This window comes from Aquabacterium sp. (genome assembly GCF_030652515.1).
Lineage (GTDB): Bacteria > Pseudomonadota > Gammaproteobacteria > Burkholderiales > Burkholderiaceae_C > Aquabacterium.
Window position 1 is genome coordinate 1 of record NZ_JAUSAR010000148.1, and the last position, 23,903, is coordinate 23,903.

Genomic DNA, 23,903 nt, shown 5'->3' on the forward strand with positions numbered 1-23,903 from the left:
TCAGCGAGAACTGGTAGTCCGAGCCGGGGCGCGCTTCCTTGTACAGGCGCGGCGCGGTTTCCAGGTTGTGGTTCATCACATCGGGCGGTGCCGCCTTGAGGATCTCCAGGGCGCGGTCGTCACGGCCACGGAAGTCGGGCACGAGGATCTCGATCTGCGTGGCGGGGCTGAGCTCGCGCACCTGGCGGATGCAGTCCACGAAGTGGGCCGCGCCGCCATCGCGCAGGTCGTCGCGGTCCACGCTGGTGATCACCACGTACTTGAGCTTCAAAGCCGCGATGGTCTTGGCCAGGTTGGCGGGCTCGTCCACATCCAGCGGATCAGGGCGCCCGTGTCCCACATCGCAAAATGGGCAGCGCCGCGTGCACTTGTCGCCCATGATCATGAAGGTGGCCGTGCCCTTGCCAAAGCACTCGCCGATGTTGGGGCAGGAGGCTTCTTCGCACACCGTGTGCAGCTTGTGCTCGCGCAAGATCTGCTTGATCTCATAGAAGCGCGTGCTGGGCGAGCCGGCGCGCACGCGGATCCAGTCGGGCTTTTTCAGCACCTCGCCCATGGGCACCACCTTGATGGGGATGCGGGCCATCTTGGCCTCGGCTTTTTGCTTGATGGTGGGATCGTAGGGCGTGGATTCGGTGGCCATGCCGCCACTTTAGCCGATCAGGACGAAAGCCAGGTGCCCAGCTTGCTGCCCAGCAAGGCCGCCGCTTCGTCCCAGGACACCGTCACCCCCAGAGAGGCCAGGTCCACCGTCTTCAAGCCCGTGTAGCCGCAAGGGTTGATGCGACCGTACGGGGACAGGTCCATGGCCACGTTCAGCGCCACGCCGTGGTAGGTGCAATGGCGGCTGACCTTGATGCCCAGCGCGGCCACCTTGCCCAAGCCCTTGAAGGGATCGCGCGGGTCGGCAGGCGCGGTCAGGGCCGCGTGGCCGGCGGGGTCGTTCAACCGGACATAGATGCCGGGCGCGCCCGCCACGCGGTGGCCTGTCACACCCAGCACTTCCAGCGTTTTGATCAGGGCCTGCTCCAGCCGGAACACGTATTCCTTGACGTAGATGCCCTGGCGCTTCAGATCCACCAGTGGGTAGCCCACCACCTGGCCGGGGCCGTGGTACGTCACCTGGCCACCCCGGTTGGTTTGTACGACGGGGATGTGGTCAGGCCCGGGCGGGTTGAACAGCACGTGGTCGGCCTTGCCCGCCAGGCCTTGCGTGAACACGGGAGGGTGCTCGCAGACCCAGAGTTCATCGGGGGTCTCGGGCAGGCGCGCTTCGGTGAAGGCTTGCATGGCCTGGGCCGTGGGGGCGTAGTCCACCCGGCCCAGCAGCTTGGTCAGCATCAGCCCAACCCCACGCGCTGGAACAAGGCGCCAGGCAGGCGGGCCACCTGACCCATCATTTCCAGTTGCAGCAAGCGCGCACCCAGGTCGGCCGGGCCCATGCCGGTGCGGGCCGACAAGGCGTCCTGGCCCACCGGGTCGTAGCCCATGGCGCCGAGGACCAGGTCTTCGTGGCCAGTGGCTTCATCGGCCTGGTCGCCGCCCTGGTCGGCCGATGCCAATGTGGCAACTCGCCAGTTCATTTCTTCCAGCACATCTTGCGCGGTCTCCACCAGCTTGGCGCCTTGCTTGATCAGGGCATGGCAGCCCTTGGCTTGCGGTGAATGGATGGAGCCCGGGATGGCCAACACTTCGCGGCCCATCTCCATGGCCAGGCGCGCGGTGATCAGCGAGCCCGACTGCACCGCCGCCTCGACCACCAAAGTGCCACGCGACAGGCCCGCCACGATGCGATTGCGCTTGGGGAAGTTGGCGGCCAGCGGCGGCGTGCCCAAGGTGAACTCGCTGATCAGCAGGCCGTCTTGCGCGATGCGGTGCGCCAGGTCACGGTGGGCTTTGGGGTAGACGCGGTCCAGGCCGGTGCCCACCACCGCCACGGTGCTGCCCAGGCGGCCTCCCGCCAAAGCGCCCTCGTGCGCCGCCCCATCCACGCCCAAGGCCAGGCCCGAGACCACGGTGATGCCCGCCTGGCTCAAGGCCTGGGCAAAAGCAAATGCGTTTTCCTTGCCTTGCGCGGTGGGGTGGCGGCTGCCCACGATGGCCACACTCGGCCTTTGCAGCAGTGCCACCCGGCCTTGCGCGAACAACAAAAATGGCGGGTCGGCGGTTTCCAGCAAAGCGGCCGGGTAGTGCTCGTCACCCAGGGTGATCAAAGCACGTTCTTGTGTGGTTGAAGCGGCCTCCAGCCACGCCAGGGTGGCCGCCAGTTGCTCGGGCAAATCCGCCGGGATCTTCAGCAGTTCGGTGGCTTCGCGGGCGGACACTACCTGGCCCAGGGCTTCGCTGGTGGCGGCAAACACGGCCTGAGGCGAACCCAGTGCCGCCAGCAGCCGCCGGGCGGAGGCCGGCCCCACGCGTGGCGTCAGCAATAGCCGCAGCCACGCGCCAATTTCGTCGCGTTCCATCTGTCAACTCACGGGGTCATCAGGGCTGGGTGAACTTGTCCCCAGGCTTGACCGGGTCCTTCACGCTCAGGATCAGGGCGTAGGACATGCGGTCAAAGGTGCGGAACACGAACAGCAGGCCATGACGCTCATCCGGCAGCTTGATCGTGGGCTTGTCGGGCAGGGTCATGTCGCGGATGGTATTGCCCTCGCGCCACAAGGCCAGCACATGGCCACGTTCCATGCCATCGCGGGTGCCCTTGTTCAGGGACACGATCTGGCTCTGGCCAGCGGTCAGGCTCTCACCGTAGATGGAGACGATCTGACCGCTGAGATCCTGGGTGGGCGCGTGAGGGGCCAGGTTGTCGAACTCGCGCGGGGGCACGGGAGCAAGGCGATCGCCAATCATGCCTTCCTGGCGCAGGATGCTGGTGGTGAAGGTGGAGGGGATGACCATGGGCTGGCCATCGGCGCCCGTGCCTTCCACGCCTTCGCGGACCAGGTTCATGGTGCCCACGTAGGCGGCCTCGTAGCCCAGCACTTCCTTGGTGGTGGGGTCGCGCAGGGGCTTGGGTTCGCGGAAGATGCGGAACTCGCGGCGGCCACCCAGGTCACCGCGCACATAGGCGGTTTCACCACGCGACAACATCACGCGGCCTTCTTGCGTGGCGACCACGCGCGGCGCGCTCAGCAATTCCTGGCTGGTGTCAAAAATGACGGCCTCGTTGAAGAAGGGCTCGATCAGGTGCAAGGGCACGGCCGTGATCGCGTCTTCCAGCGAACCTTCACGCACGCGGGGCGACAGGCGGGCATCGCCACCTGCCCCCACCGGCTGGCCCAGGCGCAGGCGCGCACGGCCATTGGACTTGTCCAGGTACAACACCTGGCCAGGGAAAATCAAATGCGGGTTGCGGATCTGCTGCAGGTTCATGCCCCACAGCTCAGGCCAGCGCCAGGGGCTTTTCAGAAAGAGCTTGGAGATGTCCCACAGCGTGTCGCCACGCTTGACAACGTACGAATCAGGCGCGTTGGGCGAGAGCTCGGACAGCGGAATCCCGGCTTGCGCCACCTGCTTGGCGGTGGCCTTTTGCTGGTTGGTGATGGGGAAGTTGGGGCCATCGGCAGCTTGTGCGGTGGTGGCCAAAATACCCAGGGATACCGCAGCCGACAAGGCCATGGCATGAGCAAGGGGCAGCAATCGCTGGGTCATGAAAACTCTCTCCAATCCACCCGCCGATGAGATCCCTGACAATAAGGATTCCCAATAACCGGCAAAATCTGGTCAATGATCGTTTGATTCTGCCCGGAAAAGACAAGCAATCGCAACGAAAATTGTCCTCAGTTGCGCGCTGAATTTACCCGGGCGCCGTGGGGTTCGTTGCGCCGCTTCCACATCCGCGCGGGAACACCCTGCCCTTGTCCACCACGCCCTTGACCGGCCCTTTGCCCCGCTGAGAAGTCCCATGGCCCTGCTGCCCATCCTTTGCTACCCCGACGCCCGCCTGCACAAGGTGGCACGCCCCATCGCCGCGGTCGATGACCGTGTCCGCCAGTTGGTCGACGACATGCTGGAAACCATGTACGACGCCAAGGGGGTTGGCCTGGCCGCCACGCAGGTGGACGTGCACGAGCGCCTGGTCGTCATCGACACCAGCGAGGAGCGCGACGACCCCCGCGTGCTGATCAACCCCGAGATCATCGGCGCCAGCGACGAGATGATCATCTGGGAAGAAGGCTGCCTGTCGGTGCCCACCATCTACGACAAGGTGGAACGCCACGCCCGCGTGCGGGTGCGCGCCCTGAACCGCGACGGCCAAACCTATGAATTTGACGCCGACGAGTTGCTGGCCGTGTGCGTTCAGCATGAGCTGGACCACCTGATGGGCAAGGTGTTTGTGGAGTATTTGTCGCCCCTCAAGCGCAACCGCATCAAGACCAAGCTGCAAAAGCGCGGCAAAGACGGCGACACCTCGGACTGATCACCACCCCATGAAAATCGTTTTCGCGGGCACGCCCGAATTCGCCCGGGAAGCGCTGACTGCCCTGCACGCCGCGGGGTTCGAGATCCCCCTGGTGCTGACCCAACCCGACCGACCGGCTGGCCGAGGCATGAAGTTGCAAGCCTCGCCGGTCAAGCAGTTTGCGCTGGACCATGGGATTGCCGTGGCGCAACCGCCCAGTTTGAAGTTGGACGGCAAACATGCCGAAGCGGCCCAGGCCGCGCAAGCCACCCTGCAAGCGGTTCAGGCCGATCTGATGGTGGTGGCCGCCTATGGCTTGATTCTGCCAAAGTGGGCGCTCACATTGCCCCGTCTGGGTTGCCTGAACATCCATGGTTCGCTGCTGCCACGCTGGCGGGGCGCCGCCCCCATCCACCGCGCCATCGAAGCTGGTGATGCTGAGACCGGCATCACCATCATGCAGATGGACGAAGGCCTGGACACGGGCGACATGCTGCTGATGGAGCGAGAGCCGATTCGGCCCGAGGACACCACGGCCACCCTGCACGACCGCCTGGCGCGCCTGGGCGGGCGGATGATCGTGGAGGCTTTGGAGCTGGCGGCCTGTGGCGGGCTGCAACCCGTGCCTCAGCCAAGCGAAGGCGTGACCTACGCGCACAAGATCGACAAGGCTGAGGCCGCGATCGACTGGGCACTGCCCGCCAGCCAGATCGCGCGCCGGGTTCGTGCTTTTGACCCCTTCCCGGGCACCACGTTTCAACTGGCCGGCGAGACCATCAAGCTGTGGGCGGCTTCTGTGCTGCCAGCCAGCGGCACACCTGGCCAGGTTCTGCACGCCCATGGCGACAGCCTGGTGGTGGCCTGCGGCGAGCAATCACTCGCCTTGCACACCCTGCAACGCCCCGGCGGCAAGCGCATCGCCGCCCGGGACTTCCTGCAAAGCCAGGGTGGCGACTTACCCGCGCGACTGGGCTGAGGAACGCAGGCGGGCCCGAACACCAAACACGGCCAGGCCCGCCACCAGCAGGGCCAAGGTTTCGGGCTCAGGCACCACGGCGGCACCCACCAAGGTCAATTCGGCCGTGGCGGAGTTGCCCAAGGTGTCAAAGGCGGTGGCCTTGAACACATTGTTGCCCTCGAACAGCGTGACCGCAGGCAGCACGAAGTTGCCCAGGCCGTCGATCGCGACGTTGTCCAGCAAGGTGCCGTCGTTCAGGAGGATGTCCACCGAATCGATGCCCACCAGGTTGCCCGCCGTGCCGCTGAACAGCCCGATCAGGGCGGTGAGGTCACTGCCGTTGGTGTAGGTGCCATGGCCCGCCGTGGCGATGGCCTGCATGGTGGCGGGCGAATGGCCAGGGATGCCCACGGCATGCACCGCGTCAACCCCTGCCAGGAAGGCGGCGGCCGCGTTGGTGGCGGGATTGCCGGAGCTGATGCCGTCCGACAGCACCACCTGGACCTGGACGCGCCCGGCGGTGGCATTGGGCCCGGTGAGTTCGGTCGTGGCACGGGTGATGCCCGCGCCGATGTTGGTGCTGCCCGAGGCATCGACCGAGTTGATGGCCGTCAGCACGGTCGCTTTGCCAGTGGACAGGGGTGTGAGGCCCGCCAGCATGACAGCGTTCGAATCAAACTCGACCACCGCCACCGAGGTGCTGGCCTGGGGCACGGCGTTGACAAGCGCGGCGGCGGCCTGGCGCACCCAGGCCTGGCGGCTCTGCCCGCTGGTGACCGTGGCCATGCTACCCGAGGAGTCCAGCACCAGGGCCAGGTCCAGGCCCGTGCCGCCGATGATGCCGCTGGCATTGGCCGCGCCCGTCAGGCTGACCACCGAGCCCGCGTCGAACACGCTGTTGTTCAGGGGGCTGCCCCATGACACCGTGACGGCGGCCATGGCTGGTGTGGCCACCCACAAGCTGGAGGCAAGCACGGTGGCACCCACCGCGAATTTTTTGACGAAAGACATGCATTCACTCCCAAATGATTGAGCGCGCAGTGTGAATTTCGGACCTTGCAACCGCAATCACCCACCCCCTAAGGTTTGGGGGGTGAGAAAAACACAAAAATCGCCCCACCGACTTGAACCTTGTCCGCCCGGCCGCATCTGACAGGGCACGAAGGAGTATTTCGACCATGTTCAACATCCTGAAAACCGCTGTTCTGATGGCCGCCATCACGGCCCTGTTCATGGCCATCGGCGCCATGATTGGCGGGCGTAGCGGCATGATGATTGCGCTGCTGGTGGCCATTGGCATGAACTTCTTCAGCTACTGGTTCAGCGACACCATGGTGCTGAAGATGTACAACGCCCGCGAGGTCGATGCCACGACCGCGCCGCGTTTTTACGGCATGGTCCAGGAGCTGGCCCAACGCGCGCAGCTGCCCATGCCCCGCGTTTACCTGATCGACGAATCGGCCCCCAACGCCTTTGCCACGGGCCGCAACCCCGACCACGCCGCCGTGGCCGCCACCACCGGCATCCTGAACGTGCTGACGGAGCGCGAGTTGCGGGGCGTCATGGCCCACGAGTTGGCCCACGTTAAACACCGCGACATCCTGATCAGCACCGTCAGCGCCACCATGGCCGGTGCCATCTCGATGCTGGCCAATTTCGCCATGTTCTTTGGCGGGCGCGACTCGGAAGGCCGCCCCAGCAACCCGATCGCGGGCATCGCCGTGGCGATCCTCGCACCCCTGGCTGCCAGCCTGATCCAGATGGCGATCAGCCGTGCGCGCGAATTCGAGGCCGACCGAGGCGGCGCCGAGATCAGCGGCGACCCGCATGCCCTGGCCAGCGCCCTGCAGAAAATCCAGCGTTATGCCCAAGGCATGCCCATGGAAGCGGCCGAACGCCACCCCGAAACCGCCCAGATGATGATCATGAATCCCTTGTCGGGTGGCGGTCTGCGCGGCCTGTTCTCCACGCACCCTGCCACCGAAGAGCGCGTTGAGCGTTTGATGGCCATGGCGCGCGGCGCGGCTTAAAGTCACGCGCCGTGCCCCAAGGTGCGCCGAACCACCGGTTTTGAGTTCAAGGCCCCTTGATTCCGTCCGATAGTCCTTAGAACGAGCTTTCGTCTTCCCGAAGGCTGCGTCAGTCACAAGGACAAGGGCATGGATCAAACGCTGGATCAAGTCACCCGCTGGTCGGACCGCTGGAAACTGCTGTCCCGCGTGACCCTGGTCGTGGGCCTCTGCTTGAGCCTGCTGGCCTGGCAGAACGCGGCCCGGCAAGTGCAACGCACCGCGGACGAGCAGTTCAATCGGGCGGCCATGGAAAGCACCCACCGGCTCAACGAGGCACTGATCTACTACGTCAACCTGATTGGCAGTTTTCAGGCGCTGTTCACCGCCACCGACGCCGTCTCGCGCGACGACTTTCACCGCCATTTTTTGGGTCTGGACGTGGACAGCGGCTACCCGGGCCTGGTGGCCGTGCAGTTCTCCAAACGGGTGCCGCATGAGCAGAAGGCAGCGTTCGAGGCCTCGGTGCGTGCCGACAAGAGCCTGGACGCCAAGGGCAAACCGGGCTACGCCATCCACCCACCGGGCAACCGCCCGGAGTACATGGCGGTGACCTATGTGGAGCCCGCGATCCGCAATGAAAAAATCCTGGGCTACGACCAGATCCACGAGGCCAACCGGCGCGGCACCACCGAGCAGGCCCGCGACACTGGCCAACCCATGGCATCCGCCCCCTTGACCCTGGTGTCGGGCGACCGCGAGGCCCTGGGTTTCGTGATCCGCGCGCCCCTTTACCGCCCCCACAGCCCGCTGGCCACCGTTGAGCAACGCCGCCAGGCCTTCATCGGGCAGATTGGCGCGGCCTTCCAGGCCGAATCCATCCTGGGCACCATCGTCAACCCTGACGACTGGGCTTCACGCCAATGGGTGGTGCGCGACGTGGGCCCGGCCGAGCGCACCGTGGCACCAGCCCCGGCGCAGCAGTTGTTCGACACGGCGCAATTGTCCGCCACCGCCTTCAAACCCAAGCAGCCTGTGGCCGACGAGGACCACCGGCTGCAAACCGTGGAAGTGGCCGGCCGACGCTGGGAGCTGACCATGGTGCGCCCACCGGTCAATGCCGCATGGCAACACTACCCTTTGACTCTGCTGATCAGCGGCATGTTGGTCACCGCCGGTTTGTGGTTGGCGCTGCGCGGCTTTGCCACGCAATACGGGCAGGCCACGCGCATGGCGCGCAAACTGAGCAGCCAGGCCTTGTCCAGCGAAAAACACCTGCGCTCAGTGATCGACAACACGGTCGATGGCATCGTCACCGTGAACCAGGCTGGCACCGTGCTGACGGTCAATCCGGCCATCAGCCGCATCTTCGGGCATGAGGCGCAAGAGATGGTCGGCCAGCCTTTGAGCCGCCTGATCCCCGGCATCCGCAGCCACGGTCTGGATCAGCCCATGGAAGACTTCCTGCTGACCCAGCAGGTGAGCTTTGACGGCGTGGGGCACCGCGTGGACGGCAAGCACCAGGACGGCCGCACCCTGCCACTGGATTTGGCCATCAGCCACATGGACGTCGACGGCGAAAAGCAATACGTCGGCATCCTGCGTGATCTGAGTTCCGAGTACCTGGCCGAGCAATCCATCCAGGAAGCGCAGCGCCAGCTCAACGAGGTGGACGAGATGCGCCGCGTCATCGTGCACAACGCGCCCTACGCCATCTTCGTGCTCAACCGCCACGGCATCATACAAACCGTGAATCCGGCGGGCGAGGCCTTGTTGGGCTACAGGTCCAATGAGCTGATCGGCAAGAGCACCGCCGAACGCTTTTTCGAGAGCGCCGAGGTGGACGAGCGCGCCCGCATGCTGGCCCTGCGCCTGAACCGGCCGGTCGAACACATGCAGGTGCTGTCGCACCTGGCGCAGGAATCGCCCGGCCTGCCCAGTGAATGGACGCTGGTGCGCGCGGACGGCCGCCACCTGACCGCCGAGATCACCGTCACCATCTTGCGCAACGAGATGGACGAGATGACCGGCTACCTGGCCATGGCCTCGGACGTGACCTCGCGCCGCGAAGCCGAAAGCCAGTTGCAGCACCTGGCCCTGCACGATTCGCTGACCGGCCTGCCCAACCGCAACATGCTGCAAGAGCAACTCAAGGCCTCGGTGACGCTGGCCGAGCGCGATGGCAACAGCCTGGCACTGATGTTCCTGGACCTGGACCGCTTCAAGAAGATCAACGACACGCTGGGCCACCACATCGGCGACAGCGTGCTGATCGAGGTGGCGCGCCGCCTGCGCTCCGAGATGCGCACCTCCGACATCGTGGCCCGACTGGGTGGTGACGAGTTCGTGGTGATGTTGCCGCGCATCGCCTTGGCCGAAGACGGCGCCGTGGTCGCGCAAAAACTGCTGGACATCTTCGCCGAGCCACTGCGCGTGGGCCCGCACGAGTTGCGCGTCACCCCCAGCATCGGCCTGGTGATCTACCCCGCGCATGGCCTTGATGCGATCACGCTGATGCGCCACGCCGACCTGGCCATGTACCAGGCCAAGAGCCATGGCCGCAACCGCGTGCAGATGTACACCGAGCACATGGAGTCGCCCACGCTGGACACGCTGCGACTGGAAAACGACCTGTACAAGGCCCTGGAGCGCGACGAGCTGCGCCTGCACTTCCAGCCCCAGTTCGACTGCATGACCGGCCGCATCACCGGCGCCGAAGCCCTGGTGCGCTGGGAGCATGGCGGCAAGCTGGTGCCGCCGGGCGATTTCATCCCCCTGGCCGAAGAAACCGGGCTGATCGTGCCGATGGGCGAATGGGTGCTGCGCCGCGCTTGTCAGAAGGCCCAGGCCTGGCGCGAACGCAGCGGCTGGCCGATGCGCATCGCCGTCAATTTGTCGGCCATCCAGTTGGACCAGCCCGACATTGCCGATGTGGTGGACCGCGTGCTGAAGGAAACCGGCCTGCCGCCCACGGCCCTGGAACTGGAGATCACCGAAAGCGTGGTGGTGCGTGAATCGCTGCGCGCTGCAGCGGTGTTGACGCAACTGCGCTCGCTGGGCGTGGGTATTGCGATCGACGACTTTGGCGTGGGCTATTCGAGCTTCTCGTATTTGCGCGAGTTGCCGGTGGACAGGCTCAAGATGGACCGGTCTTTCCTGAGCAATGTGCCGAACTCACCGGGCGACGCCCGCCTGGCCGCAGCCATGATTGCCATGGCGCACCGGTTGGAGGTGGGCATCGTGGCCGAGGGGGTGGAGACCGAGGCGCAGAACGCTTTCTTGAAGGCGCATGGGTGTGACGAGTGCCAAGGCTATTTCCTGGCGCGCCCAATGGCGGAACCGGCGTTCGAGGCCTTGCTGATGGAACACAGCCGGGACAGCGCGGCCAAGGATGCGTTGGCCAGGATCTCGGTGGCGGCGAAGAATCAGGCGCTGTAGTTTGTTCGCCTTGCCATGGAGCGCGGGGCGCGGGCTGGGGCGGTTGTCGGCAGGGCTTCAGCTTGGTGGTCCCGCTGTCAGCGGGACTGCCTTCCGATGCTCATGCCGAGGTGGGGCCGTGGAACTCACTGCGCGAATTTCATCCGCTTCGTTCAAACAACCACGGCCGGTCAGATGTTGATGCGTGCTACGCACGCCCACCTCGGCATTGCGCTTCTCAGCACCAAGCCAGGCGCCCTGCCGACAACCGCCCCAGCCCTTCTTCGCCCCGCTGGTGGTGTGGCACGCACGGCCCCTTGGTGAGTATCTTGCCGCTGGTGGCTTAGCGATGAACTCGCACTCGGCAACAAGGCGCTGACTCAGCAGGCGCAGGATCAACCAGGATGATGCCGAGACCGGGCGATACTCAAGGCGACCAGGCCTAAGCCCATCAGAAGCCATGTGGTGGGCTCGGGCACGGCGGGCAGGTCCTTGACGAGGAAGAACCCTGTGCGAATGTTGCTGTCCTGGGCGGTGAACCAGGTAGCCGAGGTGCTGGAGAAGACCTCGTAGCCGCCCAGGCTCGCGGGGTCAGGCAAAGTTGATGGAGTCCATGACGTGTTGTCGCCCTCGTTCCACCAGCCTCGGTCACCGGGCGTAACCTCCCTATAGGGATTGGTCGGCGACGTGATGATGGGGCCGTAGCTCAAGGTCTTGACCACGATCTGGCCTTGACTTGCGAAGTCCCCCGCAATGGCGCCAGACACGCTGCTGCGGTACCAGGCAAAGCCCTCGGGGGTGAGGGGCCCCGTCAGCTTCTGGCCGTCCAGCCAGCTCAGCAAAGGGACTGTTTCGCCTTCCTCGATCAAGGCATCCAACTGGACTTGGGTCGCCAGTTTGAAGCCTTGGGCCAACCAGCCTGCGGCCGTGACCTGGTCCAGGGACTGCCCCCGGGTTTGCGTCAATGCCAACCAAGCCAGATTGGATTGCGAGTCCACGACCAGCAGGCCGTCTCCACGCGCCGCGAGATCGGCCACGGATACGTTGGCGATGGCCAAGGTTGACACCGCGGATGCCAAGATGGCCAACGCCATTGATTTGAACTTCATTGCCGCCCTGCTTCTGATTGATCTGGAATTGCGAAACCGGTCCGGATTCTATCCGCGCCCTGCCGACACACCACCTCGTGCCACGCCACCAGCGAGGCGTCCAAGGATGAGCCGGTGGCTGGCAGGGCGACGTCGGGGGCGTCGAGGCGCACAGGGTAGAGGTGGGCGCGCGACAGCGCGCATCAATGACTGACTTGCCGTAGTTGTTTGAGTGCAGCGGCCAAAGGCCGCGAAACGAGTTCCACGGCACCACCTCGACCCGAGCACCGAGAGCAGTCCTTTGCTACGCGGTGGGCCGCCACCATCGGAGCCCTGCCAGCCACCGACTCATCCCAGCCTCGCGCTCACCGCAAAAGCAAAAACTAATTCAGCAACCGCGCCGGATCAGCATCCAACTTGGCAAGCGCCTCACGCGTGGCCCGCACGGTCAAAGACTCATCTTCAACAGGCACCAGCAACCCCGCCTGCAAAAACGCAGCCAGCCGGTGCAACTGGAACAGCACACCCCGCCCTTGCGGCGTCACGAATAGCGCCAACTGCTTTTGCAAGCCCGACCACGCGAACTGCACCGACTCCTGCGTGCCCCGGTAATCCAGCTGAAACCAGGCGCCAATTTGCAACTCACGCGCCCAGGCCATCATGGCTGGCGTGGGCATGGTGCCGCCTTCGGCCACCACCTCCAGATCGCTGCTCTCATGGCCCGACAGGTCGCGCAAAGTTTGCGCATCCAGCTCGACCTCCGCCAGGTTGGGCAGGATGTCGTCCAGCGCTTCCAGGCGCTCGGTGACCTCCTTCAAGTGCGCCGATGAGATCGTGGCCGAACGCGCAGAGAAAGCCGCGGCCAGGGCGGTGTTCAGCTCGTGCACATGCTCGTCCTGCTTCTCGACCGCCATGCCGCCCCGCGCCATGCCATCGCGCACAGTCTTGAGCAAAGGCGGCAGACGCCGCAGCACATCGGCGCGGTCTTCGCGGGAATGCTTGGCGCTGGCCGACCAGATCAGGTCGGCGGCCGCGCGCTTGAGCACTTTCGTCTCTTCGCTGGACGGGCTGGTCTGCACAGCGCTGTGCGCCAACACATCGGCCCACACCCGAAACAGGAATTCGCGCACGCCCTCGTGCACCGGCACATCGGCCAGCATCTTGCGCAGCTCGATCGTGTACTGGATGGCCCAGGTCTCGCGCTGCTCCACCTGCTGCGCCAGGGACACGCCCTTGCGGCTGGACTCGTTCTCGTCGCGGAAATAGCGCTCCAGGAACTTCTCGAACTCGACCAGCACGGTCTGGAACACGCGCCGCCCGGTGTCAGGATAGGCCTCGACCACTTGCACGATGCGCTTGATCTCGCCGGGCAGGGCATCTTCCTGGCCCTTGGCACCGGCCGCAAAGCCCATGACGCAAGCCCCCATGCGGTCAATCAGTGCACGCGCCGGGTGGTCGATGGTGGCGAAGAAATCGGGTTCGGTGACGGCCACGCGCAGCACCGGCATCTGCAGGCGCGCGAACCACACGCGGATGGCGGCGGGCAGGCGCTCTTCGGTCAGGATGCTCTGGAAAAGCAAAGCCACGATCTCGATGATGGCGCGCTCGTTGGGTGTGCTGGCCGCCTGCTTGAGGGCGCGCTTGCTGTCCTGCAGGTCTTGCAACAAGGCGGCGGGCGTGCCCGTGGGGGTGCCCGATTCGGCATCCACATGGCGGCGCACCACCTGGCCGACATCCTGGATGGCCTGGCCCAGGGCGGGCGCCACCACGCCCACGACCACATTGGCCGAGCCCCCGATCACCTGGGTAGGGGCGAAGCCAGGCACCTTGTTGGACACGAACTGGTTGAGCTTGCCCAGCACGGCCTGGGCGGGCACCGCCGAGCGACGCAGGGCAGGCGTCTGGGTCATCAAACGGGTTTCTTCATGGGCGCCGCCCATGGGCTGCAGGCCACTGTTGCCGCCCATCTGCGAAGGCGTGCTCATGCCGGAGTGGACCATGGGGGCCGAATGCTGCGGCTGACGAACACCCGGCATGGAGGCGCCAATGCCCGCGCTGCCGCTGACATAGCCGCCGCTGCTGGACGCCTTCTGGATGGTCGGACCCACACCGGTGTCCTTGGTCCGCCGGATGAAGGGCCGCAAGTCGATCTCGGGCTTGACGCCGTGGTCCAGCAACACATGGTTGGCGTCGTGGTAGGCCTCTTGCGCGAGGTGCGTGGCCTCGTCGTGCAGCACGGTCTGCAAGGTCATCCAGTGCGCGCCGCCCAGGCCTGCATCGGTCCAGCTGTCGATCAGCCAGCGAGCCAGCACCTGAGGCCGCAGCACGTCACCTGCGGGATCCGCATGGTTGGCGCCTCCGGCTTCCAGGGCGTTCAGGCGCGAGCACAAATCGGTGTATTCCCAACCAGCCCGGTCAGCGATGGCCTGCCCCAGGCGCGAGGCCATCATGTCTTGCTCGACCGCGCTGTCTTCGACCAGCGTCAGGTCGGCCACCAATTGGCTGACGGGTTTGGTGTCCAGCGGCCGGGCCAGGCGCACCGCCGTCAGGGCCGACTGGATGCGGTGCTCAAGACTCCGTTGCCAGGCGTCCAGGCTGATCGGCATGTCGAGCACCAGATCGCGCCGACGCATGTAGAGGCCAGGCTCGGCCGTTTGCGAGGCCAGCAGTTTGGCCCCGTTGGCACAGGCGTGGATCAGCCCGGAGGCACCCCGCAGGAGGGTTTCCAAATAGGTTTTTCGGGCCGTGATGGCCAATGCACGCGAAGAGCCTATGGAGGACATGTGGTCGGTTGATCCGCAGAGCTCGGCCTAACCTTCCTGGCCGAGCATGTCATGGTTGATCAACTCTACACCACGGCCCCGGAGTTCGGATCGTTGGGATCGACCTCTTTCTTGGTGCTTTTCATGAGGTCTTCACGGGTCACACCCAACCACATCGCGATCGCCGCCGCCACGAAGACGGACGAATAGATGCCGAACAGGATGCCGATGGTCAAGGCCACTGCAAAGTAATGCAAAGTCGGGCCGCCAAAGATCAGCATGGACAGCACCATCATCTGGGTGGAACCGTGCGTGATGATGGTGCGGCTCATCGTGCTGGTGATGGCGTGGTCGATGACCTGCGCCGTGCTCAGCTTGCGGTAGCGGCGGAAGGTTTCGCGGATCCGGTCGAAGATCACGACGGATTCATTGACCGAATACCCCAAAACTGCCAGCACCGCCGCCAGCACCGACAGCGAAAACTCCCACTGAAAGTAGGCGAAAAAGCCCAGGATGATGATGACGTCGTGCAGGTTGGCGATGATGGCCGCGACCGAGAATTTCCACTCGAAGCGGAAAGCCAGGTAGATCATGATGCCCAGCACCGACACGCCCAGCGCCAGCGCGCCGTCTCTAGCCAGCTCGCTGCCCACTTGCGGGCCGACGAACTCGCTGCGCTGCAAGGTCAGGTTGGTCTGTCCCCCGGCCTGGCAGGCCTTGGTGGACGAGGGGTGGCCCGGCGTGGGCGCGAGCATGGTGACTGTGCCTTTTTCAGCGCTGCACAGGATGCCGAACACCTTGTCCACCACCTCGGCCTGCTTGAGGCTGCCCCGCAAAGGCAGGCGGATCAACACATCGCGCGAGGTGCCGAAGTTCTGCACCTGCACTTCGCCATAGCCCAGCGAATCCACGGTGTGGCGCACTTTTTCGAGGTCGGCGCTCTGGGCGTACTGCACCTCGATGACCGAACCGCCGGTGAACTCGATCGACAGGTGCAACCCCCGGGTGACCAGGAAAAACACGGCTGCGGCGAAAGTCAGGAACGAAACAATGTTGAAAATCAGCGCATGCCGCATGAACGGGATGTCGCGCTTGATGCGGAAAAATTCCATGGCGAGTGTCCTTCAGGGGGTGCGGGGGGTCATTGGTCCACGGTGTCGACGTCGGTCGACAGGCTGCCGGGTTTGGCAGCGGCCTTCCAGACCTGACCGATGGACACGCTCTTGAGCTTTTTCTGACGGCCGTACCAAAAGTTGACCAGCCCACGCGAGAAAAACACCGCCGAGAACATCGAGGTCAGGATGCCCAGGCAGTGCACCACGGCAAAGCCCTTGACCGGCCCCGAGCCGAACATCAGCAACGCCACGCCCACGATCATGGTGGTGACGTTGGAGTCAAGAATCGTGGCCCAGGCGTGCTCATAACCCGCCTGGATGGCCGATTGCGGCGCCGCGCCATTGCGCAACTCTTCGCGCACGCGCTCGTTGATCAGCACGTTGGCGTCAATGGCCATGCCCAGCGTCAGGGCGATGGCCGCGATGCCTGGCAAAGTCAGCGTGGCTTGCAGCATCGACAGCACCGCCACCAGCAACAGCAGGTTCAAGGCCAGTGCCAGGGTCGAGAACACGCCGAACAGCAGGTAGTAGGCGATCATGAAGACCGCGATGGCGGCAAAACCGTACATCAGACTCTTGAAGCCCTGCTCGATGTTGGCGGCGCCCAGGCTGGGGCCCACGGTGCGCTCTTCGATGATTTCCATGGGCGCGGCCAGCGAACCGGCGCGCAGCAGCAGCGCGGTGTCGGCGGCTTCGTCGCCCTGCATGCTGCCGGAAATCTGCACGCGGCCGCCCGAGATCTCGGAGCGGATGACCGGGGCCGTCACGACCTCGCCCTTGCCCTTTTCGAACAGGATGATGGCCATGCGCTTGCCGATGCTTTCGCGCGTGACGTCGCGGAAGATGCGGGCGCCACGGGCGTCGAGTGTCAGGTGCACGGCGGCTTCCTGGTTCTCGTCGAAGCCGGGCTGCGCGTCGGTCAGGTTGTCGCCGGTCAGCACCACCTGGCGCTTGACGATGATGGGCACGCCTTGGCTGTCAGAGAACTTCTCGGTGCCGAAGGGCACGGTGCCGCCCGCCAAGGCGGCGTGGGCCTCGGTGCTGTCGTCCACCATGCGCACTTCCAGTGTGGCGGTGCGGCCGATGATGTCCTTGGCCTTGGCCGTGTCTTGCACGCCGGGCAACTGCACCACCACGCGGTCCAGGCCTTGCTGCTGGATGATGGGTTCGGACACGCCCAGCTCATTGATCCGGTTGTGCAAGGTGGTGATGTTCTGCTTGAGCGCGTTTTCCTGGATGGTGCGCTCGGACTGGGCCTTGAGCTGGCCGACCAGGGTCAGGGTGCCGCTGCCGTCGCTGTCTGTGCCATCGGTCCATTGCAGGTCGCCCAGGGCGTCGGTCAGCACGTTGCGGGCGGCCTTGCGCCCGGCATCGTCGTTGAAGCGCACGGTGATGGTCTGGTCGTCACGGCGGATGCCGCTGTGGCGGATGTCCTTGTCGCGCAGCAGGCTTCGGATGTCGCCCGTCAGGCTTTCGATCTTTTGCGTGAGCGCGCCCTTCATGTCGACCTGCATCAGGAAGTGCACGCCACCGCGCAAGTCCAGGCCCAGGAACATGGGGTTGGCGTGCAGGGTGCGCAGCCAATGCGGGGAGCGCGACACCAGGTTCAGCGCCACGATGTAGCGCTCGTCCTGCGGGTCGGGGTTGAAGGCACGGCCGAGCACGTCGCGCGCCTTCAACTGGGTGTCGGTGTCGGCGAACCGCGCCTTGATGGAATTGCCATCAAACTCAACGAAGTCGGCCGCGATGTTGGCCTGCTTGAGCGCAGCCTCCACCTTGGCCAGCGATTCAGCATTGAGCTTGACCGTGGACTTGCCACTGGACAGTTGCACGGCCGGCGCCTCGCCAAAGAAGTTGGGCAAGGTGTAGATCAGGCCCACCAGCAAGGCGATGGCGATGATCAGGTGCTTCCACCAGGGGTAGCGGTTCATGGTTTGAAATCCTGCGATTTATTTACTTGTAGCTGCCCTTGGGCAAGACCTGGACGATGGCCGAACGCTGAATTTGCAGCTCGACGCCATTGGCCACTTCGACCGTGGCGAAGGATTCGCCCAGCTTGCTGATCTTGCCGATCACGCCGCCCTGGGTGACGACCTCATCGCCCTTGGCCAGGCTGTCCAGCATGGTCTTGGTCTCTTTCTGGCGCTTCATCTGCGGGCGGATCATGACGAAGTACAGGACCACGATCATCACGATCGGCAGCAGCATGCTGTTGAGCAGGCCAGCGGTACCGCTGGCGGCAGGGGCAGCGGCTTGGGCGAATGCGTCGGAAATGAACACGGTGAAAATCCTTCAAACGAACGGCCACCAAGGCGGGCCAAATCCGTTCGATTGTATGCCGTGGGGGGCAGGCCCCGTCAGAGCACGTACTTGACCAGCGGGTGCCCGGTGAAAGCGCGGTAAATGCCGTCCAGGTGCTCGCGGCTGATGGCGTTGACCGTGATGGTCAGGCCCATGTACTTGCCCCCGCTGCTGGGGCGCAGCTCCAGGGTCTTGGCGTCGAAGCTGGGGTCGTGGTGAACAGCCAGCGCGACCATGGTTTCCACGAAAGGCGGCTCGTGCAGGCCCATCACCTTGATGGGGAAGGCGCAGGGGTACTGGATCAGCGACTCTTCAGGCGGGATCTCGGGGGGGGCGGGGGGAACCACGGGTTCATCATTCATGCGGATACTCCTTGCTCACTGCTCAGTCTTCATTTGACGCCCAGGCGGATGGCGTCCCACAGGCGGCCGAACCAGCCAGCACTGGGCACGGCCTCCAGGGTGTTCAGGGGCACATCCTGCCAGGGTTGCCCGGCCAGGGTGATTTTGAGCGTGCCGACGGTCTGGCCTTGGATCAGCGGGGCCACCAGAGGATCATTGCGGGCCACGGTGGCTTTCAGGCCGCCAGCCTGGCCACGCGGCACCACCACCGTCACCGGGCTGACGCGCCCCAACCTCACGCTGGACGACTGGCCCTTCCAGACGGGCGCGGTGGTCACCGGCTTGTTCGCGTCAAACAGCTTGACCATGTCAAAAGACCCATAGCCCCAGTTCAACAGCTTCTGGCTTTCGTTGGCGCGGGTTTCGGGCGAGGTCGCGCCGATCACCACGCTCAACAGGCGGCGCGGGCCGGCGGGCGTGGCGCGCAGGGCCGTGGCGATCAGGCAGTAGCCGGAGGCGTCGGTGTAGCTGGTCTTCAGGCCATCGACGGTGGGGTCGCGCCACAGCAGCAGGTTGCGGTTGGGCTGGCGGACGCCGCCAAAGGTGAACTCCTTGCTGCCGTAGTAAGGCAGGGCCTGCGGGAAATCGGTGGCCAGCCGCACCGCGATGACGGACAGCTCGCGCGCCGTGCTGCGGTGCCCTGGCGCCGTCTGCCCTTCCGGGTTCTTGAAGGTGGTGGCCTTCAGGCCAAACGCCAGGGCTTGCCGGTTCATCATGGCCACGAAATTCTCAACCGTGCCGCCCACCGCCTCGGCCAGGGCCACGCTCGCATCGTTGCCGCTTTGCACGATCATGCCCTTGAGCAGGTCTTCGACCTTGACGCGGCTGTTGGCGGCCAGGAAGCTGCGAGACGTGCCCGTGATGCCGGTGCGCCAGGCCCGCTCGGACACCGGCACCTCTTGCAACAAGGTCAGCTTGCCCGACTTCATGGCCTGGAACGCCAGGTAGGCGGTCATCAACTTGGTCAGCGAGGCGGGCTCGACCGGCTGGTCGGCATTGCGAGCGGCCAGGGTCTGCTGGCTGCTCAGGTCTTGCAAAACAAAAGCGCGGGCGGCCAGCTCGGGCGGCAGCGGCATGGCGGCGCTGGGCGCGGCGAAGGGAAACACCGGCGCCACGGTCGCCACTTGCGACCAGGCCAGGGGCCAGCACAAAGCGCCGGTCAGCGCGACCAGCAGGCCGCGTCGGGAGAATGAAAACAGCATGGGATCAGGAAAGCAGGTGAGGTCAATCAGGCCGAAGTGCCCGCCGTGCCGCGCAGGTGACGCAGCACCCGGTCGCGCAGAACGCCAAGTTGACCATGGAAGAAATGGCCCACGCCCGGCACCACCGTGACCGGCAAGGCCTGGGGCCGCGCCCAATCCAGCACGCTGGTCATGGACACGACATCGTCCTCTTCGCCTTGCACGACCAGGGTGTGGGCTGGCACGTTCGGCACGCCATAGCGGGTGGCCGGGCTGACCAGCACCAGCTCGCTTGGCGCCTGAGGCAGCCGCGCGCTGGCACTGGCGGCGATGAAGCCCCCGAACGAGAACCCAGCCAGCGCCACGGGCAGGCTTTGCACGGCCGGGTCGGTGCGGTGGTGGGCCAGCACGGCCAACAGGTCATCGACCTCGCCCACGCCTTCGTTCCAGGCGCCTTCCGACTGGCCGATGCCGCGGAAGTTGAAGCGCACGGCCCGCCAGCCCGCCAGCACAAACGCTTTCGACAAAGTGTGGACCACCTTGTTGTCCATGGTGCCGCCCATCTGCGGATGCGGGTGCGCGATCACGGCCAGGCCGATGGGCGCGGTGGCAGGGTCTTCGAGCACGACCTCGATCAAGCCCGAAGGGCCGTCGATGGTGGTGGAATCAGGGCGTCCGATCATGGCTTTGCTTTGGCGCGCGAGTTCAACGGCCCACGTCTGGCGGCAACACCAGGCGCTCAACCACCTGGCCGCGGGCCAGGTGCGATTCGACGATCTCTTCGATGTCGGACTTGTCGACGAAGGTGTACCAGGTGCCTTCCGGGTAGACCACCGCGACCGGGCCGCCCGCACAGCGGTCCAGGCAACCCGCCTTGTTGACGCGCACCTGGCCGGGGCCATTCAAACCGGCGTTTTTCACCAGTTTTTTGCAATGGTCGAAACCGTCCTGGGCACCGTGGTCGCCACAAGAGCTTTCACCGTTGATGCGCTGGTTGAGGCAGAAAAAAATGTGGCGTTCGTAGTACATGGGGTTCGATTCCGAGGTCAATCCAGCGGCTCCTCGCTGGGCTCATCCCAAGGCGAGGACATCTGGCTCATGCCTTCGTCCAGCTTCGGGCCGGTCCAGTCCGAGAACTTGCCGACGTAGGTGGTGGCGCTGATGTCGTCCGCGTAGGCGATCAGCACGATGGCCAGGTCCGCCATGCGCGACACCTGCATGACTTCGCCGGTCTTGGCGTGGTCGGCCAGGCAGTGGTCGGGATCGAACGCTTTCAACGTGATCCGTTCAAGCTGCTGCCCGAAAATCTTGACGACCTTGACCATGCAGGGCTCCGAAGGTGAATGGGTGAGTGGATTTTAGTTGGGCGCATCAGCGTGACGGCTTTCGCGCCCGAAGATGCGGGTGATCAGCCAGGCCATGGCCACGTAGGGCCACAGGATGCCGAACCAGCGCGACAAGCCGTGGAAGCGGATGAAACGCCCATGCTCCCACGATTCCAGTGCCAGGGCGTAATAAGGGTCAGGCGGCACCTGGTGCACCAGGGCGATGAGCCCGGCCAGCGTCAACACGCCCAGGCTGGCGCAGGTGGTGCGGGTGCGTTCCAGCAACAAGGTGCCGCCCAGCGCGCCCACCAGCAGGCCGGTGATGGTGGGCAAGCTCATCCAGGTGAGGGCGTGCTCCGGGCCGAAGTTCATGGCGGTGGACAGCGCCGTGGTGCCCACCCCCATCACCACAGCCCCCGCCAGCAGAAAAGCACGGGTGCTGCGCGGACGGGCCAGGGCACAGGCCACGCACATGGGGGCCAGCAGGCCCAGGGCCACGGTGGTGGCCTCGCGCGCTGGCAGCCACAGCGAATCCGGGTCGGCGGAAATGTTGTCGGTCCACAGGCTCAAGGGATCGTCGGGCAACACCCACTCTTGCCAGGGCGTGTCACGGGTCATCTCCATCAGGCCGATGAGCAGGTGCGGCAGGAACTGCCCTTCGCCCAAAGGCAGGGGCGGCGGGTACAGCAGGCCGAGCGGCCACATCCAGATCAGGGCCAGGCCAAAGCCCGCCTGCGGGATGAACCAGCGCTCGCGCAGCCGGTGCCACACGTCCACCAGGCCCAGGGCGTTGAGGGTGACGGCGGCCAAGGCGCCCCAAGCCATGCCCAGGGTGTTGAGCGCCCAGTCGGAGATCGAGGGCACGCGGTGGGGCACCGTGAACTGGGCCAACTCCAGCAGGTAGGACAAGGCCGAGCCCGACAGCAAGGTCAGCACCGCCGCCATGACAGCACCCCGCCCACTGCGCAGGTGGGCCACCGTCAGGATCAGGCCCAGGGGCAGGTAGCCCAGCAAGTTGGCCACCAGGTCGGAGGGCACCTCGTGGGGCAGCTTGGGCAATTCCCAGGTGAACACGTGACGATCGGGCCAATGCCAGCCGCTCAAGGGGAACAAGGTGGCGTAGACGATCAGGGCCACCGCCACCCAGGTGAGCGGCCAGGCGGTGCTGCGGTGCGGCGACATCAGCAAGCCTTGCAGCGAGGGCGGATCAGAAAGGCTTGACCACCACGAGGATGACGATGAGCGCGAAGACCAGCACCGACACCTCGTTGAACACCCGCAGCCATCGGTGCGTGCGGCGATTGCTGAGTTGCTCGAACTCGCGCAGGATCTTGCGGCAGACGTGGTGATAACCAATGGCGCCAATCACCAACAGCAGCTTGGCGTGCATCCAGCCATTGCCAGGGCCTTTGCCAATCCCGTAATACAGCCACAGGATCAGGCCCAGCACCACGGCCGGGATCATCAAGAGGGACATGAAGCGGTAGAGCTTGCGCGCCATGAGCAGCAGGCGCTCGCGCTCGGCATGGCTGTCGCCCGGCACCATGGCCAGGTTGACGAACAAACGCGGCAGGTAGAACAGGCCGGCAAACCAGCTGGCAACGAAAACGATGTGGAGGGCTTTGATCCAGAGCATGGCCGATTATGGCCAGCAGTGGGATCGATTGCGGCGGCGCAACATGGGCGGCACAAAAAAAAGAGCCCCGGCATGGCCGGGGCTATGGAAGCCTTAACGCTGTCATCACGGTAAGGCACCTGCTCAGGGAGGAAAAGCAGGGAATGAAGGCCTTGCGGCGTATCATTCAGGATCGATTATAGAGGGCTTGCGGCGCCATGTCTCTAACCCATGTCCGCAAACCCGGGATTGCTACCGATTTTTTTGTTCTCTTTGCATTCCTTCACACGGTTTTCACACCTTTCCCCGCATGTCCTTCTTGCACCATTTCCCGCAGCACCGCCCTCGCCGCCTTCGCCGTGACGAATTCACGCGCCGCCTGGTTCGAGAGCACGCACTGACTTCGGCCGACCTGATCTACCCGGTCTTCGTGTTGGATCAAGACGACGGCGTGCAAGACATTGCCTCCATGCCGGGCGTGCAACGTTTGGGCCGCAGCGCCCTGTGGGCTCAGGCCGAGCAGTGCGTGAAGCTGGGCATACCGGTGATGGCCTTGTTCCCGGTGATCGACCTGGCGTTGAAAACCCCCGATGGCCAGGAGGCCCTGAACCCCGAAGGCCTGGTGCCCCGCACCGTGCGCGAGTTGAAGCAACGCTTTCCAGAACTGGGTGTGATGACCGACGTGGCGCTGGACCCCTTCACCACCCACGGCCAGGATGGCCTGCTGGATGAGACGGGCTACATCCTCAACGACGAGACCGTGGCCGTGCTGACCCGCCAGGCCTTGGTGCAAGCCGAAGCCGGCGTGGACATCGTGGCGCCCAGCGACATGATGGACGGGCGCATCGGCGCGATCCGCCAGGCGCTGGAATCACAACACCTGATCCACACCCGGATCATGGCCTACAGCGCCAAGTACGCCAGCGCCTTTTACGGCCCCTTCCGTGATGCGGTGGGCTCCAAAGCCAACCTGGGCAAAAGCAACAAGAAGGTCTACCAGATGGACCCGGGCAACAGCGACGAGGCCCTGCGCGAAGTCGGCATGGACATCGCCGAGGGCGCTGACATGGTCATGGTGAAACCCGGCATGCCCTACCTGGACATCGTGCGCCGGGTGAAGGACGAGTTCCGCGTGCCCACCTTCGCCTACCAGGTCAGCGGCGAGTACGCCATGATCAAGGCCGCCGCCCAGAACGGCTGGCTGGACCACGACGCCGCCATGATGGAGGCCTTGCTGGCCTTCAAGCGCGCGGGCGCCGATGGTGTGCTGACCTATTTCGCCTTGCAAGCGGCCGAGTTGTTGCGCGATTGAGCGCTGGAGTCTGA

At 65.0% G+C, this 23,903-nt stretch carries 22 protein-coding genes; 5 read left to right on the plus strand and 17 right to left on the minus strand.

Features of this window, described 5'->3' with window-relative positions; genetic code table 11:
• The 4 genes from Q7V20_RS16965 to Q7V20_RS16980 all read right to left on the minus strand — a co-directional run.
• Positions 1–643, minus strand: a 643-nt coding sequence (locus Q7V20_RS16965; protein WP_304793816.1) for a lipoyl synthase, incomplete at its 3' end; no start/stop codon positions are given.
• 17 nt (positions 644–660) lie between these two features.
• Positions 661–1,341 carry a lipoyl(octanoyl) transferase LipB gene (gene lipB / locus Q7V20_RS16970; RefSeq protein WP_304793818.1) on the minus strand — a complete coding sequence of 227 codons (681 nt, stop codon included), beginning with the start codon at positions 1,339–1,341 and terminating at the stop codon, positions 661–663.
• A complete protein-coding gene (gene dprA / locus Q7V20_RS16975; RefSeq protein ID WP_304793821.1) occupies positions 1,341–2,465 on the minus strand; it encodes a DNA-processing protein DprA in 1,125 nt (374 codons plus the stop codon). Before dprA ends, lipB begins: the two co-directional genes overlap by 1 nt.
• A 19-nt stretch (positions 2,466–2,484) precedes the next feature.
• On the minus strand, positions 2,485–3,654 hold the full coding sequence (locus Q7V20_RS16980) for a LysM peptidoglycan-binding domain-containing protein (RefSeq protein WP_304793824.1): 1,170 nt from the start codon (positions 3,652–3,654) through the stop codon (positions 2,485–2,487).
• Between the two features lie 253 nt (positions 3,655–3,907).
• Between Q7V20_RS16980 and def the strand changes: the two genes are divergently transcribed.
• Positions 3,908–4,423, plus strand: a complete 516-nt coding sequence (gene def, locus Q7V20_RS16985) for a peptide deformylase (RefSeq protein ID WP_304793827.1) — start codon at positions 3,908–3,910, stop codon at positions 4,421–4,423.
• 10 nt (positions 4,424–4,433) lie between these two features.
• Positions 4,434–5,381, plus strand: coding sequence for a methionyl-tRNA formyltransferase (fmt, locus tag Q7V20_RS16990; protein WP_304793830.1), 948 nt, complete (start codon positions 4,434–4,436; stop codon positions 5,379–5,381).
• Here fmt and Q7V20_RS16995 read toward each other — a convergent pair.
• A complete protein-coding gene (locus tag Q7V20_RS16995; protein ID WP_304793834.1) occupies positions 5,361–6,374 on the minus strand; it encodes a VWA domain-containing protein in 1,014 nt (337 codons plus the stop codon). The genes fmt and Q7V20_RS16995 overlap by 21 nt on opposite strands.
• Before the next feature lie 167 nt (positions 6,375–6,541).
• Here Q7V20_RS16995 and htpX point away from each other — a divergent pair, with 167 nt between their 5' ends.
• Positions 6,542–7,393 (plus strand): zinc metalloprotease HtpX, encoded by an 852-nt coding sequence (htpX, locus tag Q7V20_RS17000; protein WP_304793837.1) that lies wholly within the window; start codon positions 6,542–6,544, stop codon positions 7,391–7,393.
• A gap of 129 nt (positions 7,394–7,522) precedes the next feature.
• Positions 7,523–10,810 (plus strand): EAL domain-containing protein, encoded by a 3,288-nt coding sequence (locus tag Q7V20_RS17005; RefSeq protein ID WP_304793840.1) that lies wholly within the window; start codon positions 7,523–7,525, stop codon positions 10,808–10,810.
• 374 nt (positions 10,811–11,184) lie between these two features.
• Here Q7V20_RS17005 and Q7V20_RS17010 read toward each other — a convergent pair whose 3' ends face one another.
• From Q7V20_RS17010 to Q7V20_RS17065, 12 genes are all read right to left on the minus strand, one after another.
• Positions 11,185–11,898: a PEP-CTERM sorting domain-containing protein gene (locus tag Q7V20_RS17010; protein ID WP_304793843.1), complete on the minus strand. Its 714-nt coding sequence runs from the start codon at positions 11,896–11,898 to the stop codon at positions 11,185–11,187.
• Between the two features lie 362 nt (positions 11,899–12,260).
• Positions 12,261–14,660, minus strand: a complete 2,400-nt coding sequence (locus Q7V20_RS17015; RefSeq protein WP_304793846.1) for a DUF1631 family protein — start codon at positions 14,658–14,660, stop codon at positions 12,261–12,263.
• A 65-nt stretch (positions 14,661–14,725) separates the two neighbouring features.
• Entirely contained in the window at positions 14,726–15,751 is a 1,026-nt protein-coding gene (secF, locus tag Q7V20_RS17020) for a protein translocase subunit SecF (RefSeq protein WP_304793850.1), read from the minus strand.
• A gap of 29 nt (positions 15,752–15,780) precedes the next feature.
• Positions 15,781–17,685 (minus strand): protein translocase subunit SecD, encoded by a 1,905-nt coding sequence (secD, locus tag Q7V20_RS17025; protein ID WP_304793853.1) that lies wholly within the window; start codon positions 17,683–17,685, stop codon positions 15,781–15,783.
• Between the two features lie 22 nt (positions 17,686–17,707).
• Complete coding sequence (yajC, locus tag Q7V20_RS17030) at positions 17,708–18,034, minus strand: preprotein translocase subunit YajC (protein ID WP_304793856.1); 327 nt, start codon at positions 18,032–18,034, stop codon at positions 17,708–17,710.
• 77 nt (positions 18,035–18,111) lie between these two features.
• Complete coding sequence (locus tag Q7V20_RS17035) at positions 18,112–18,417, minus strand: YbeD family protein (RefSeq protein WP_304793859.1); 306 nt, start codon at positions 18,415–18,417, stop codon at positions 18,112–18,114.
• 29 nt (positions 18,418–18,446) lie between these two features.
• Positions 18,447–19,658 (minus strand): D-alanyl-D-alanine carboxypeptidase family protein, encoded by a 1,212-nt coding sequence (locus tag Q7V20_RS17040; protein WP_304793861.1) that lies wholly within the window; start codon positions 19,656–19,658, stop codon positions 18,447–18,449.
• A gap of 26 nt (positions 19,659–19,684) precedes the next feature.
• Positions 19,685–20,320 (minus strand): alpha/beta hydrolase, encoded by a 636-nt coding sequence (locus tag Q7V20_RS17045; RefSeq protein ID WP_304793864.1) that lies wholly within the window; start codon positions 20,318–20,320, stop codon positions 19,685–19,687.
• 22 nt (positions 20,321–20,342) lie between these two features.
• Entirely contained in the window at positions 20,343–20,666 is a 324-nt protein-coding gene (locus tag Q7V20_RS17050; protein WP_304793931.1) for a ferredoxin, read from the minus strand.
• A 17-nt stretch (positions 20,667–20,683) separates the two neighbouring features.
• Positions 20,684–20,962, minus strand: a complete 279-nt coding sequence (locus Q7V20_RS17055) for a hypothetical protein (RefSeq protein WP_304793866.1) — start codon at positions 20,960–20,962, stop codon at positions 20,684–20,686.
• Between the two features lie 33 nt (positions 20,963–20,995).
• Complete coding sequence (locus tag Q7V20_RS17060) at positions 20,996–22,144, minus strand: VanZ family protein (RefSeq protein WP_304793869.1); 1,149 nt, start codon at positions 22,142–22,144, stop codon at positions 20,996–20,998.
• A gap of 25 nt (positions 22,145–22,169) precedes the next feature.
• Positions 22,170–22,598 (minus strand): CopD family protein, encoded by a 429-nt coding sequence (locus Q7V20_RS17065; protein ID WP_304793872.1) that lies wholly within the window; start codon positions 22,596–22,598, stop codon positions 22,170–22,172.
• A 289-nt stretch (positions 22,599–22,887) separates the two neighbouring features.
• On the opposite strand from Q7V20_RS17065, the gene hemB reads away from it, so the two are divergent.
• Entirely contained in the window at positions 22,888–23,889 is a 1,002-nt protein-coding gene (hemB, locus tag Q7V20_RS17070; protein WP_304793874.1) for a porphobilinogen synthase, read from the plus strand.
• Positions 23,890–23,903: the final 14 nt, after the last annotated feature.